This window comes from Gammaproteobacteria bacterium, from assembly GCA_028819075.1.
In the GTDB taxonomy this organism is placed as follows: Bacteria; Gemmatimonadota; Gemmatimonadetes; order Longimicrobiales; family Gaopeijiaceae; genus BD2-11.
Genome location: JAPPMM010000048.1, coordinates 1 through 13,339, shown reverse-complemented (window position 1 = coordinate 13,339; position 13,339 = coordinate 1). Strand labels below are relative to the sequence as shown.

General features: G+C 65.0%; 7 protein-coding genes. 3 read left to right on the top strand and 4 right to left on the bottom strand.

The features are described 5' to 3' along the window. Window positions 1–228 precede the first annotated feature (228 nt). Window positions 229–1,749, bottom strand: coding sequence for a hypothetical protein (locus tag OXU32_13100; GenBank protein MDE0074888.1), 1,521 nt, complete (start codon window positions 1,747–1,749; stop codon window positions 229–231). A 516-nt stretch (window positions 1,750–2,265) separates the two neighbouring features. Between OXU32_13100 and OXU32_13095 the strand changes: the two genes are divergently transcribed. After that, window positions 2,266–2,457 carry a hypothetical protein gene (locus OXU32_13095; protein MDE0074887.1) on the top strand — a complete coding sequence of 64 codons (192 nt, stop codon included), beginning with the start codon at window positions 2,266–2,268 and terminating at the stop codon, window positions 2,455–2,457. A gap of 301 nt (window positions 2,458–2,758) precedes the next feature. Continuing rightward, window positions 2,759–3,283, top strand: a complete 525-nt coding sequence (locus OXU32_13090) for a hypothetical protein (GenBank protein ID MDE0074886.1) — start codon at window positions 2,759–2,761, stop codon at window positions 3,281–3,283. 2 nt (window positions 3,284–3,285) lie between these two features. On the opposite strand, the gene OXU32_13085 is transcribed toward OXU32_13090, so the two are convergent. Both OXU32_13085 and OXU32_13080 read right to left on the bottom strand, forming a co-directional pair. After that, window positions 3,286–6,555: a phospholipase D-like domain-containing protein gene (locus OXU32_13085; GenBank protein MDE0074885.1), complete on the bottom strand. Its 3,270-nt coding sequence runs from the start codon at window positions 6,553–6,555 to the stop codon at window positions 3,286–3,288. After that, window positions 6,552–10,559, bottom strand: a complete 4,008-nt coding sequence (locus OXU32_13080; GenBank protein MDE0074884.1) for a hypothetical protein — start codon at window positions 10,557–10,559, stop codon at window positions 6,552–6,554. The genes OXU32_13085 and OXU32_13080 overlap by 4 nt, the downstream gene beginning before the upstream one ends. Before the next feature lie 382 nt (window positions 10,560–10,941). On the opposite strand from OXU32_13080, the gene OXU32_13075 reads away from it, so the two are divergent. After that, window positions 10,942–12,486, top strand: a complete 1,545-nt coding sequence (locus OXU32_13075) for an AAA family ATPase (protein ID MDE0074883.1) — start codon at window positions 10,942–10,944, stop codon at window positions 12,484–12,486. Window positions 12,487–13,135: 649 nt separating this feature from the next. On the opposite strand, the gene OXU32_13070 is transcribed toward OXU32_13075, so the two are convergent. Beyond that, window positions 13,136–13,339, bottom strand: a 204-nt coding sequence (locus tag OXU32_13070; GenBank protein MDE0074882.1) for a hypothetical protein, incomplete at its 5' end; no start/stop codon positions are given.

Genomic DNA, 13,339 nt, shown 5'->3' with positions numbered 1-13,339 from the left:
CCACGCGGGGTTACAGCCCCGCCTCAGGAAGTGTTGACAAATGGTGGGGAGTCCCGTGTATGACACGGAGGCTGCCGAGGGGGGGTCCGCTCCCCCTTCGAACCCCCATTCTGTTCCGAGCTTGGGGCTCGGTTCGCGGGCGGACGGCACACGTCAAAGCCGTGCGCCATCCGGTCCGTGGTCCACCGCCGTGGACCCGTCTTCGGCGGCTGACTCCCGATGGCGGGATCAGCGCCGGTTTCGCGCGAGCAGTTCGCGCAGAGCCGCGTCGTCCGCGATGTCGCCGGGCCAGCCGTAGGCGGCGGCCACGGCGGCGTCGAGTTGGGCGTGGGCATCCACGAGCCACTGCGGCCGGACGTTGTACAGATTGGTCAGGGTCCGTTTCTTGAGCGCGCTCGCCGCCTGCTTGTCACGGGGCACCGGACGCAGGGGATAGCCGACGACGGGCCCCTCCATCCACTCCACCCACTCGGGCGGGTTGAGCCAGCGGTCCCGGAGTTCGACGAGGCGCCGCGCCGCCGAAGCGATGGCTCGGGCGCGCGGATCGCTCGCGTGATCGCTCGCGGGTATATCCGGGGTGAGACCGTCCGGGAACGGGAAGGTCTCGAAGGTCGTGGTCGGCGTGTAGCGCGGGTCATTCCCCTTGCCCAGCCAACTGCCCAAGCGGAGCGACCAGACCTCGTGGAACCGGCTGTGCAGGATCCCGAACGTGGTGTCGTCCTCGCGCGCGATGGCGATCAGGGCGCTGTCGGGGCAGACTCGAATGTCAAACCATACGAAGAGGCGGTGCTTGGACACCCGCGGCGTCGCGATGTACCGGGGCAGTCCGCCGAGGGCTTTCCACATGCCCTGTCTTGGCTCGACATGCCGCCACCAGTTGAGGCGGTAGGACTCGCGGCGATTCCGCTGTCGCATGGGGTGGACGTGTTCCTTGGCGTACTGGAACGGGGATTCGTAGAGGGCGGCTTCGCCCTCCTCCATCGTCCACCCGAAATCGACGATCCACTTGTCGGCGGAGCGCCGGGTGATGGCCATGCCGTTCATCCACGGCTTGAGCACATCGGAGTTCGGGCGACCGTTGGGGTTGGCGGGCTGCCGCAGCCACTCGCGGGCCAGGTCGCCGGGAACGTCGAACGGGCCGCCCTTGGTGTCTCCCATGAAGGCCACGCCCACATTCCGGGCCAGCCGCCTCGCCTTGGTCAGGTCGAGGCCCGATTCGCCCCGGCGGGCGGTCAGATCCGTGTAGATCTCGTCCACCGCCTCGTCGTCGAGGCGGCGATCCGGCGCAAGTTCTCCGTCCGCCGCCGAGAAACACACCAGTGAGACGCGGACGGCCGCGCCGTCGATCACCCATGGCTCGTCGCTCCACGCGTCGAAGATCGCCCCGCCGCCCGTCGCTCTTTCGAGCGCTCTGCGGTTCGCTCCGCCCCGTATCGAGTTCGTCGCGACCAGACCCACCCGCTTCGCGGCCTTGCCGTTCAAGCGTTCACCGGCCTTTACGAACCAGTAGCAGACGAGATCGGCCTCGCGGGGCACACGCCCCTCGTACACCCGGAACAGGGTCAAGATGTACTCCTCGCCGAGATTCGAGATGAGCAGCTTGCCGCCCAGGAACGGCGGGTTGCCGATGATGACGTCCGTATCGGGCCAGTCCGGTTCCCCGCCGTCCGGCGTCAGTATCGCGTCGCGGCACTCGATCGTCTCCAAAGGGTCGAGGATCGGTTCGCGCGAGCCCGGAAACCCGTTCATCCGCATCCACTGGATCTCGCCGATCCATACCGACACCCGCGCCAATTCAGCCGCGTAGGCGGAACACCCGAGGGCTGAATCACGGCAGGAGATCTTCTAAAGTCATACAGGATTGCACGATCTGCGTTTCCTGCCGCTGTGCCACGCCTGATTCCGCTGTGCGTGATCTGTGGGAGAATCGCGATCAGATGGCGGGAATGTCGGGTGGGTGAGCCGACGCGGGCGGGCTGTGAAGTCTGCGCCATTCCTTGGCGCTCGAAGGCGCAAGGGTGCCGGATCGTGAGATCATCCGCCAGGCAGATGCACTGGTATCGAACGGAAGCGGGGCAGCAGCCCTGCCCCGGTGTTATCTTGCGGTGGTCGGTCGGAGTTCCAATAGGGTCGAGGAGTGCTGGAAGCACCCCATGAATGCCGGTCGAAATGAGGCAGGCGGCCTCCCTCCTCGCCGGGGAGCCGCCCGATCCGACCGTCGGCATGATACGAAGGTCCGCAAATGAGATGCCGGAGTACGTGGCAATGACAACACACACCCGGATGCTGCACGTCCGAGTGGACACCAAGATCAAGCGGAAGGCGCCCACGTTTAAGCGGCTGACCGCGGCGACAGCCGTGCGGCTGTTCCTCCACCGTATCGCCATCGATCAGCCCTTCTCGCTCGGGCTCGAGGTGCTGAGCGCGCAGACCCCTCGGGCCATGGCCGAATCGTAGGGAGATGTCGAAGTGGTGTCCGGCGTGCGACGGAGAACTCCATGACCGCACGGCCGAGGAAGGTGCGGGCGCGTGGGTATGCGAGTGCTGCGGGAACGCCTATTGCCCCTCCTGTCGTGAAGAAATCGAGCTACGGTGTTCTAAGGTCACAGGCATCTGCAAATGGCTATGTGAGTGCTGCCGGGCCGGGATTCCAGGGCTCGGCGGTAGCATCAGGGGCATCTACGCTGTAAGGCGGAGCGGCGAGGACAAGGCGTATTTCGATTGGCCTTGGTTACCTGAAGCGCCAGAGGATTGCGAATTGCTAGCCGCGGTTCGTCTACCCGACGACGCCGATATCGCCCCAATCATGAGGGAGCTTCCGTCAGGCCGATTCTGGGGGCTATGGTTTTCCTCAGTCGACACTTCCGCCCGCAAGATTCTCATGGTCGATGATGTCTGCTACAGTGCTGACGATGTGCTTCGGAGTGAGGTGCCCAAGAGTGTTGAAGTACTATGGAGACGCCGACCGCTGGTGGCAGCCGAGGACGACCCTCAGTGTCCCGGCTGCGGCGAGATCATGGCCGATGAGTCCGTCCTCGGGCTTTGCTACGCCTGTCGTCTTGAGCAAACGGGAGTCGGGAGAGTGCGGGCTGTCTATCGTCATCGAGAGGAGCATGCGTGGGAGGTATTGGACCTCGCTCCCTTTCAGGACCTTCCCGAAGAGTACGAACTCGTAGCTGTTGCCCGGATACACCGAGAGGCATTGGGCTTCTTCACGTCGTCGCCCGTGTGGTATGGCGAGGGTCCCGACGAGATTGAGATGCTCTGGCACAAGGGCATGTAACGTCAGGCTTCGGCCTCCATGACGCCCATCCAGACGACGAGATTCACCTCGTCCTCCTCGATGGGATCGAGCGGCTCGGGAGGCTTCCACGGCTGTAGCCCGAGTTCGTTCACGACATCGGCGATCCTGCGCGTCAATTCTCCGGAGGCGACCTCGTCGGGCGCGAACACTTCGCGGAGCCGCCGCTCTTGACGGATCCCCCACGGCGCTTCGAGGGCGTCGGCCAACCGGTCCCGCTCCTCGACGGACAGCCCGGCGGCCGGGTGCATGCGGACATGGTCGGCGGCGGCCCGGAAAAGCGGGCGGATGCTGGGCTGGAGCGTGGCGGGATCCGTGGCGCGCATCCATTCCTCGTAGATGTCGCGGCGGGCGCGCTTCCAGGCACTGAACGCTGCTTCCGCGAACCGCTCGGGCAGTGCAAGCCCGGTGTGCTCGGTGCATGAGAGGATTCCGAGGCAGGTCAGGGTGTCGCGCTCGATCTCCGCGTCCGGCCCCACGGGCACGAAACGCATGAACACGCGGTCGAAGACCCGGGCGCAGAAGACGTGGCCCGTGCGGGCTCCGCCCACGAATCCCGAGCCGACCCCCCACGCCAAGTCTCGGATCCGGTCGCCCCAGCGCTCGATTCCCTTCCTTAGTTCTTGCCGGTACTCCTCGCCGCTGTGCGCATGAACGCCCTCGCCTCCCCGCTCAAAGAGAGAGGAGTCGCCCCTTCGGAGCGCTTCGATCTGCTTCCGATCGTCCGCGAAGACGTGTTCCGTGTGGGCCGCGCCCGGAATGACGACCTGATCGAGTCCGATGGAGGCCGCCGCCTGTGCCAGCTTCCTGCGGATCCGCTCTTCGAGGGCCAGAAGGGCTTCCAGTTGGCGGTCGGGGAACACGCAGGTGAGAAACACCTTCTCGTGGGGACTGCCGATGCGGTCGATGCGCCCGTGGCGCTGCACGAGCCGCATTGGGTTCCACGGCAGATCGTAGTTGATGATCCGTCCGCACTGCTGGAGGTTCATTCCTTCGGCCAGCACGTCAGTCGTGACGAGGATGTCGTATCTGTCCTCGGAACGCGACGGCGGGGCTTCCGTGGATTCGGGCGCGAACCCGAACACGGCGTCGCTGCGGGTGATCCCGTCGAACGAATCGGTTCCCCTGACGACGGCGATGCGGCCACGGTAGCTGGCGAGCCGCCGATCCGTCGCCACGACCTCCCGCAAGCGCCCGGCGATCCACTCGATGGTGTCGCCGAAGTAGGAGAACACGAGCACCTTGCGCCGGTTGCGGATGTCGCGCTCGGAGATGCCCGTCCGCTCAGCCTCCGCCGCGATGCGGGCGAGTTCCCCGGCGAGGAGCTTGAGCTTCGGGTCGTTCTCCGCCCTTATCGCGGATGCCCGGACCCGGAGGCGTTCGAGGAGCGCCCTGTCCGATCTCACGTCTTCAATGAGCCTTGCCGTGTCGAGGTCGTCGTCGACCGGCTCGCCTTCGCTGAGAAGCTCCTCCCACGCCTCGTCGGAATCGGTCTCACGGAGCGCCGCCAGCGAATCGGAGGACGGAATCACGCCGGCCTCGACCGCGCGCACGAAATGGTCGTGCGCGGCGACCATCCTGTTCACGGTTTGGACGAACGCCCGCGCCGACGACTCGAACCGCTTGAGCAGCCCGGAGCGGATGAGCCCCACCAGGGCGGTCTCGCGGGCGTCCGGGGCTCCCTGTCGGCGGTAACGGGTCGGCCAGTATCTGGCCATCGTGAGGCTGGGCTCGCCCTCCCCGGCGTCCAGAACCTCCGCAAACTCGTCAAAGAAGCCGGGTAATACTTCGTCCAGATCGTAGCTACGCGAGCGGACCACCGGGTCCGGGAACCGGATCGTGACCTCGGTTCCGTCCTTGAGCCGGAAGTTGTCGTTCGGGTAGAAGCGCTGAACGAAGTGCCGCGTTCGCCGCACCGTGGTCGCGTCGAGGATGTCGAACAGGGTGTCCGGGCTGAGCGAGAACGGGTCCTCCTTGTCGGCCTGCCGGAACCGCTCCTTGAGCGAGGGGATGCCCCGGTCCGCGAACACCGCGTCGTGACCGACGAAGTACGTGAGGAGGTCGTACAGGTCCCAGAGCGAGTTGTTCACCGGCGTCGCGGTCAGAAGGACAACTTTCCGGGGCGGGTCTCCCCGCAGCAGTTGGCGGAGCGCGCGCGCACGCTTCGTGTCCGGGTTCCGGAAGGCGTGTGCCTCGTCGATCACCACCAGCGAGTATTCGCCGATCCTGGAGCCCAACGCGCTCCCGTCCCCCTCGCCAAGCTGGCGGTCGCCCGCGAGTTGCTCGAACGACACGACCTCGATGCCGACCTGGTAGCGCCTTCTGAACTGCCTCCACATCCCGTCCCTGAGCTGGGCCGGTGCGATCAGAAGCGCCCGCTGGCGGTTGCGCTCGATGACCTCGGTGAAGATCTCGGCGGCGATGAAGCTCTTGCCGAGCCCCACGCTGTCGGCGACCAGGACGCCGTTGTACTGGTCGAGGATTCGCTTGGCCCGGAACACGCCGTCGGTCTGAAAGCGCGTGAGCCGGATCCGGCCCGAGTCCCCCGCCTCCTCTTCAAGTTCGCCGCCGTAGCGCTCCCAGAGGGCGCGCAGATAGATCAGGTAGGGAGGGTGTTCGGCGAACTGCTCCCTGTAGATGGCGGCGAGATCGTACGGACGGGCGTCGTTCCAAAGCCGGTCAAACCACTCCTCGACTCTCTCGACGACGCCGGGCTGGTACTGGCCGAGGTTGAGTTCAAGGTTCGACGTGAGCCCCGCGAGCGTGAAGTTCGACGACCCGGCGAGGACCCCCTGCTTGCCGGAGAACAGGAATGCCTTGCCATGCAGGAAGCGGTGCTCGTAGCGGCGCACCTCGATCTTGCCGGAGTCGAGGAAATCCAGAAGCTCGCGCACGGACGCTCGGCTCGGCTCGGAGAACGGGAGTCGGTCGCGGTCCCGCCTGAGCTTGCGCTCCGCACCGTCGAGTTCCTCGTCCGCCAGCCTCTTCTCGTATCGCTCGCCGCGCGGATCGCCGAGGCGACGCTCTGGAAGCCGTGCGGCGGGCAGTGGCTCGGCGCCGAGCAAGAGGCGCACGCCCGCAGTACGACGGAGCACGTCCGCCAGCCGACCGAAGCCCCCCGGATTGAAGTAGCCCGTCGCGATGGACGCCGCGGGCGCCTCGCGCAGCGTACCGAGCAGGTGTTCGAGGCGCTCGCGGAGCGCCCGTTCGAGGGTGTTGCCGTCCAGGTTGTCCACGAACTCCGGGTGGCTCATCGGTCACCCTGCCAGGTCTGGAAGTGGTGCAGAGTGGCCCTCAGCCGTTCCTCATGGTCCCAGCCTTCGTGGAACGTCTCGAAGATGTGGACGAGTTGCGACTCGGTGAGGCCGTAGAGGTGAGCCACGATGGCGTCGAGTTCCCGGATGTGGTCGTCTTTCTCGTCCGCGTCGAGCGGGCCGCATTCCACGCCGACCGTCCCGGCCCATTCCGCGAAGCGGTCGTCCGCGGCCGCGAGCCGGCCGGCGAGAGCAATGACACGGCTCCGGAGCGGGCTTTCCGCATCCGGTCGCGGAATGGGGAACGGGTTCAGCACATGAAAATCCATGTGAGTCTCCACGAAACGTCGGGCGTACCAGTCGAGCGGCACGGAACTGAGGACTCCAAGCAGGTACACCTCATCTCTCTCGTTTCCCCGTGGCCAGAGGAAGTACGGAGCAACGTCGGTGAGACAAGTATGGGACGGGACGAGCGCCGCTCGAACAGTTCGGCTGTCCGTCGCCCGAGCGATACGGCGGAACGCAATCCGGACGCGGCGGCAGGGCAGGGTTGCAGAGTCCTTGCGCCATTCATCGTCAAACTCGGAGAACGCGGACCGCTTATTCGCCCGTTCGCGCTTGGCCTGAAGGTGCCCAAGCACCCGTTTCGGGTCCGCCCATGCGTAGTAGGTCCCCGTGTCCGGGGTCCAAAGGTCGAACGACGCCCCCTTGTAGATCGGCCAGAAGCCCTCGGGGCGGGACTCGGACTTGAAGTCCATGTACGGCTTGCCGGTCGTGGAGTTAAGGTCTCCCTGCACCGGTCTGGCCCTCCACCCGGACCCGTCGTCTAGGTCGAGACGCGGGCTCTTCCGAAGTTGCGCAAACACCTCTACCGACTCGTCCGACGGAAGCAGCGGGATCGACGCGGTGTCGTTCCACGCCTCAACCTCTCGACCGCGGAAGCGGATCGGCTCCTTCCCGGCACTGGTCCGGAACCCCTTCAGGTTCGGAAACGGTCCGCTCAGCCGCAGTTCTGGCTCCCGGCCCCTCTTGCGGCGCGTGATGGCGGTCAGGCCAATGGTGTACTGGGGATGGACGTTGGGAAACACCCACTCACGATTGTTCACCAGCATAGTCAGGTCCACTGCCTCGGCCTGCTGGAGGATCCGCTTACGGAACACATCGCCTCCCTTCGCGGCGAGCGCCGAGCGCGGGAGCACGACCCCAATTCGGCCACCGTCCGTCGAAACCAAGTCCCAGAATCTCCACACGAACGCCTTATAGAGATCCGGGTGACCCGCACTGATGCCTGGGTAGGCCCCCGCGATCAGAAGGGATCGGAGCCGGTCGGCAGCCTGTCGCTCTTGGTCGAGTCTCACGACAAGATCGGGTCGTTCCGTCCGATACTGCTTCGTGAGCACCTCCACTTCGCGCTGCGGACGTGAGCGCAGACCGGGGAAATGGCGGGCCCAGAAGGCGTGCTCCTCGACCATCGGCTTTTCCCACGGCGGATTGCCGAGGATGACGTCGAACCCGTTCCGGGCACCCAGGAAGACGTGCGGGAACGCAAGCGGAAAGTGGAGCATGTCGAGCCCATCGAGTTCCTCGTGCCCCTTGTCCATCAACTCGACCCGAAAGGTGTCGCCCTGTTCCTCCCAGCGCGTCGCGACCTGTCCCTGCACGATCTTCTCGCGTATGTCGCTGTTCGTTCGCGAGGCCGTAAGCAGCGTGAGAAGATCACGCTCCTGCCTCATCCTCCTCTGGATCCTTTCATAGAGCTCCCGCGCCTCGCGAATCTCGGCATCGTTGGCGTCTGTAAGCCGGGCGAGCTTTCCGAGCGGTTCTTCGATGGCATAGAGCCGCTCGGATGCCGTGAACGAGAAGAGATTGCCGCTTGCCTCGAACAGTTCCGATGCCTCCTCGAACGATGCGATCCCCACGAGCGAGTTGCCCCGGACCAAGTTGTGGTCCAGGAGCGAAAGCGGAAGCCCCGGCACAAAGGTGTGGATCCAGAGCGACAGCCGCGCCAGTTCGACGGCCATCGGGTTCATGTCCACGCCGAAGATGCAGCGGCGGGCCACCTGCCTGCGGAGCAGTTGGATGTCCTCGATCGGATCCCCGGACCAGTCTGGCCCAAGTTTGTGCTCCGCCGTTCGCCGGAGCCGTGCGAACTCCTCGCGCACGTCAGGCAACGCCCGTGCGGCAAGATAGTTGGCGAGGCGCCGCTCGATTCGGTCCACCGCGCCGACCAAGAAGTGGCCGGAGCCCATCGCGATGTCGGCGACACGGAACTCGAAGAACCGCCGTCCCGCTTCCCGATCCGGCATCCCATCGAGCCGCTCGATGTGCTCGTCGAGCGCCGGTTCGAGCGCCCGGTCGAGAAGGTGTTCGACGGCGAAGGCCGGGGTGTAGTAGGACCCGCTGGACTTCCGCGTCCCAGAGCGGTTGTGGAGATACACTTCGCCCGCGCACACTTCGATCTTGTCTCCGGGCTTGGCCGGAAGGTAGGCATCGGTCTTGGCGTGCACCGTCAGGTTCGTCTCGGCGAGCGACAACTCGCTCTCCAGCAGACCCTCGTAGATCGTTCCAAACTCGCGGATCCCGAGTGACCGGAAGTCCACCGGTCCTTCGGTTCCCTCTGCCGTCCGGTCGAGAAGCAGTGCGGCGAGCGCCCGCGCGAACTCGCGGTCCGGGAGCGAGAGAGCCGCGATCCGGGCTCCGAGCTTCGAGACCGACGCCTCGGAGGCGAACAGCGTGCCGTTGTACGCCGGCACCTCCCACTCCGGGTTTCCGAGGCTCACCGCCGCCCAAATCTGCGTGACCTCCGACCAGAAGGATGGTTGTTCGCCGAACTCGATTTCCTTGCGCCGGGCCTCGCCGAGGCGCTGGGCGATCCGCTTGAGCGAGTGCTCGCGGTAGCTCCGCGAGGCGTGCAGGGGCAGCAGGCCACGGTCTTCGGCATATGCGACAAACAGAAGCCTGTAGAGAATGCGAAGCGCCGCTTGGTAGGGCTGTTGGAGATCGCCCGCAGTTGGACTCTCTGGATACATCGCCGCCACAACGGAGCGGGCAAGCGACGGCATCACTTCGCGGTAGACCCGCTCACGGAGACGACCGCCGAGATCCGCGGCGTAGTCCTCGCTCGTGCGGAGGATGTCTCCGACGCTTCCGCCCTCCGACAGCGCGGGCGCAGACAGCAGGAGCCAAAGATAGCCGGCGTCATCGCCCGAAAGGAGGTCGAGATCGATCTCGATGAACGTCTCAGAACGTCCCCGTCGGCCCGTGCCGACGCCCGGCTTGGCCGGATAGAGGCGGAGCGTGCCGCCCGCCACCGCGACCACCCAGTCCAGGTTCTCCCGGTCGGCCTGCGCCAAGGCGTAGGACACTGGCGAGACGCCGTCGAACCTCGGGCTCGCGGAGTCGATCTCCTCGGGCCGGTCCAGAAGGACGGCCACCGCTGTCTTGCGGTCCCCGGCCAGCAGCAGCATCGCCGGTCCGGGAAGCTCCTCGGTGGCGAACCCGAGACCCTCGATCAACGCGCGTCCCCGGAGCGCTCGGACGCCGCGCGCCTCCTCGGTCGCGAGCGCCCAGTCCCCGCGCGACGGAACTCCCCGCTCAAGTTCCTGCATCGCGAAGAGGCCGCCGTTGCGGAGGCCGGGGATCGGCGCGTCCAATGCAGGAAGCAGCCGATGAAGGAGCCGGATCGCCGTGTGCCGTCCATCCGCCTCCAATGCCTTGCCGCATACAGCCTCGACCTGCTCGACCGGCAGGTCCCGATGCTCGACCGGGTTGTGCTCGGTCGGGCCACACAACGCCGCCCGCCCTCCGCCCCATGGAGCCACGATCAACACCGGCGCGGCACGCCGCCCGGACCGCGCTTGGAACATCGCCCTGAGATCCGCGATTCGGGGCCGCCCGTCCAACGCGACCACGACAACTTCGAGAGCGAGTGGGCCGCGCCCGAGATAGAGCTTGGCCCGGCGGTCTCCGACGGTGACGCGGCGAGGTTCGACGTGATCGAGCATGTGAGGTCTTGGGTCCGGGGTCGGTGGGCGAAGGCGAAGGCGGTCAAACTAGAGGCGCCGCGGGGGCGTGGCGACATGGCCGACCATCTTCCCGTGCCGAGCACGCTTGGCGATCGGCACGGAACGAGCCGACAACTCATCGTTGCTGGGACAGCGAGTAGCGGCGCTTCCGTTCGTGGCACCGGGGCCCCAATGGCCATCGATCTTGTGGAGGGCGGACTCGCGGTTGGCGTATGGCCGTAACCGGTGAGCTGGCTCGGATTCCTTTGAGGTTCGTTGGGAGAGGATGGTAGATTGGGGGCCATGGATGCTTGAACGACTTGGCTGGATCGGCAGGCGCATGGCAGCATGCTGTGAGCGGCGCTGATCCACAGGAGGAATCATGGACGGTTCGGACACCCGCAGGATTGCGGGGCCTAGCTACAAGCTGAAGGTGAAGGATTTCGGTCCAATCACTGCCGCCGATCTGAGCCTGCTGCCTCTCACTGTCTTGGTCGGTCCGAGCAACACGGGGAAGTCGTACTTGGCTACTCTGGTATACGCCCTGCATCGATGCTTCCGGGATCGAGGGAGGTTCGCCGATCTTCCGGATCGGGACGCCCCTGATCCTGACCTCTTCAGTTTGGGGGAAGTCGGCGAGTGGGCGAAGGCGATCGCCAGTGCTCCAGCTGAGGCACCCAGTCTGCCGGCTTTTCCGCCAAGTGCAGAGTCTTATGTGCGATCCTCCTTGAAAGCCGCGCCCGGGGTTGGCCGAAGATTGGGAACAGAGCTCGCACGGTGTTTTGGAGTCGCCCGAGTTCAGGACCTCGTTCGCCAGCCGCAGACGGGCGCCGCTCACGCCGAGATCAAGATCGAGATTCCCCGAACGGGAGGAGAGGGGGTCTTCGGATACGGCATCGCGTTGAATGGGGACGGCCTTGTGGTTGCGGGCCACATCCAAGGGCGCTCGAACCTCGCGAACGACCAAGTCGATTCGGTCCACACGCGGTCACTCCATCGACACGCGTTGCGGCTTGGACAGCAGTGGCCATCACATCCAGAACTGCCTCCTGCGAAAGGACTGGACCACGTCTTGTACATGCACCACGTTCTTCACTTGCTGACCGAGACGGTAGGAAGCTGGCTCATTCGACCGCTCGGCGCTGGTGGTGTCCACTATCTGCCAAGCGACCGCGCGGGCATGTCACATTGCCGGGATGTGGTGGTGAGTTCTCTACTACACCGAGCCACTACTGCCTCGTCAGGACCTGATGCCCTTCTGTCCGGAGTGGCGGTCGACTTTCTGGATCAACTCGTTCGATTGGCGGGCGACGATACGGACGCGGATCCCACAGGTTGGTTGCTCGCCAAACACCTCGAAGAGGCTGTTCTGGAAGGCGAGGTCCGCATCGAGGATTCGGATACCAGATTCCCACATATCTTGTATCGTCCAGCAGGCTGGACGAGGGACCTGCCACTGATGCGAACATCTTCAATGGTGTCTGAGTTGGCCTCCATCGTCCTCTATCTTCGATACCTGGTGCGCCCCGGTGACCTACTGATCATTGACGAGCCCGAGGCTCACTTGCATCCAGCAACTCAAACCGTCCTCGCCCGCGAAGTGATTCGCTGGGTGCTTGGTGGCTGCCGGGTCGTGGTCACGACCCACAGCGAGTGGTTTCTGGAGCAGATTGCGAACCGAGTCATCTTGGACGCACTTCCGGCAGAAAAGCGCACGGGGATCGAAGAATCGGGCATCGCGATAGATGCCGACGATGTTGGGGTGTGGCTGTTCGAACGCGACTCCAAGCGAGGTGGCTCCGTCGTCAAGAAACTGGGGGTTGATCCTGACTCGGGACTCTTCCCGACCGACCATGACGCAGTGAGCGAGGCGCTTTACAACGAGGGTGCACGCATCCATAATCGGCAGCAACACAGTTCGCTGTGATGACCAGTCTCGTCGAGCGCGTGCGGCAACATGTCGACCCTGCTTGTCTCGCGACAAAATGCAAGAAGGGGAACTGCACACTCAGACTAGACGGTGTGCCGAGGAACCGGGTCATGGTCGATCTCGATTGCGATCGCATGCCGGGGTTGCGTCACCGTACGCGCTGCGACTATCTGCTCGTAACGGAAGGTGCCCCGGCCTGGATCGTACCGATCGAACTGAAGGGCGGAAGAGTCGAGAGCGGGCATGCTGTGCAACAGCTTCAAGGTGGAGTGGATGCCATACCTCTGTCTGCATGGCAATCGGATCTGCGCGACTGGGAACTCGTTCCGGTGATCGCTCACGGGAAGCGAATACACAGAGAAGAGCAGAGAAAACTCCGACGATTGCGGGTAAAGCTGGGTGGTGTGGGAGCGCGAGCCGTCACGATACGGTGTGGCCGCCCGCTCGCGGAAAAGCTCAGATAGCTTAGCTGATAGGCAGTCATGACCTGACTGCCCATCGCTGGATGTGATCGTCGCCAACGCTTCGGTTTTCCGCTTCGGGATGTTTCCGGTGACCGCGCGGTGGAAGATCGATTAGAGTGGGGTTTCTGGTGACCGCGCCTATTGCATGACGGCGTCACATCGCGCTGCCGACATGGCAAGGGTCATCGCTCGAACCCTCCTCCGCCGCGCTCGGGGCCTCGGGGCCGGGGAGGCCGGATGGGAATGCGGGTGATGGTCCGGTCGCGCTCCCGCTCCCGTGTCTGTTCGCGCTCCCTCATCCTCTCCCGCACCGCCCATGCGCTCCGCTCCGCGTCAGTATCCATGTCAAGCGGAAGCCGCTTTTCTTGGTAGAGACCTGCCTCGCG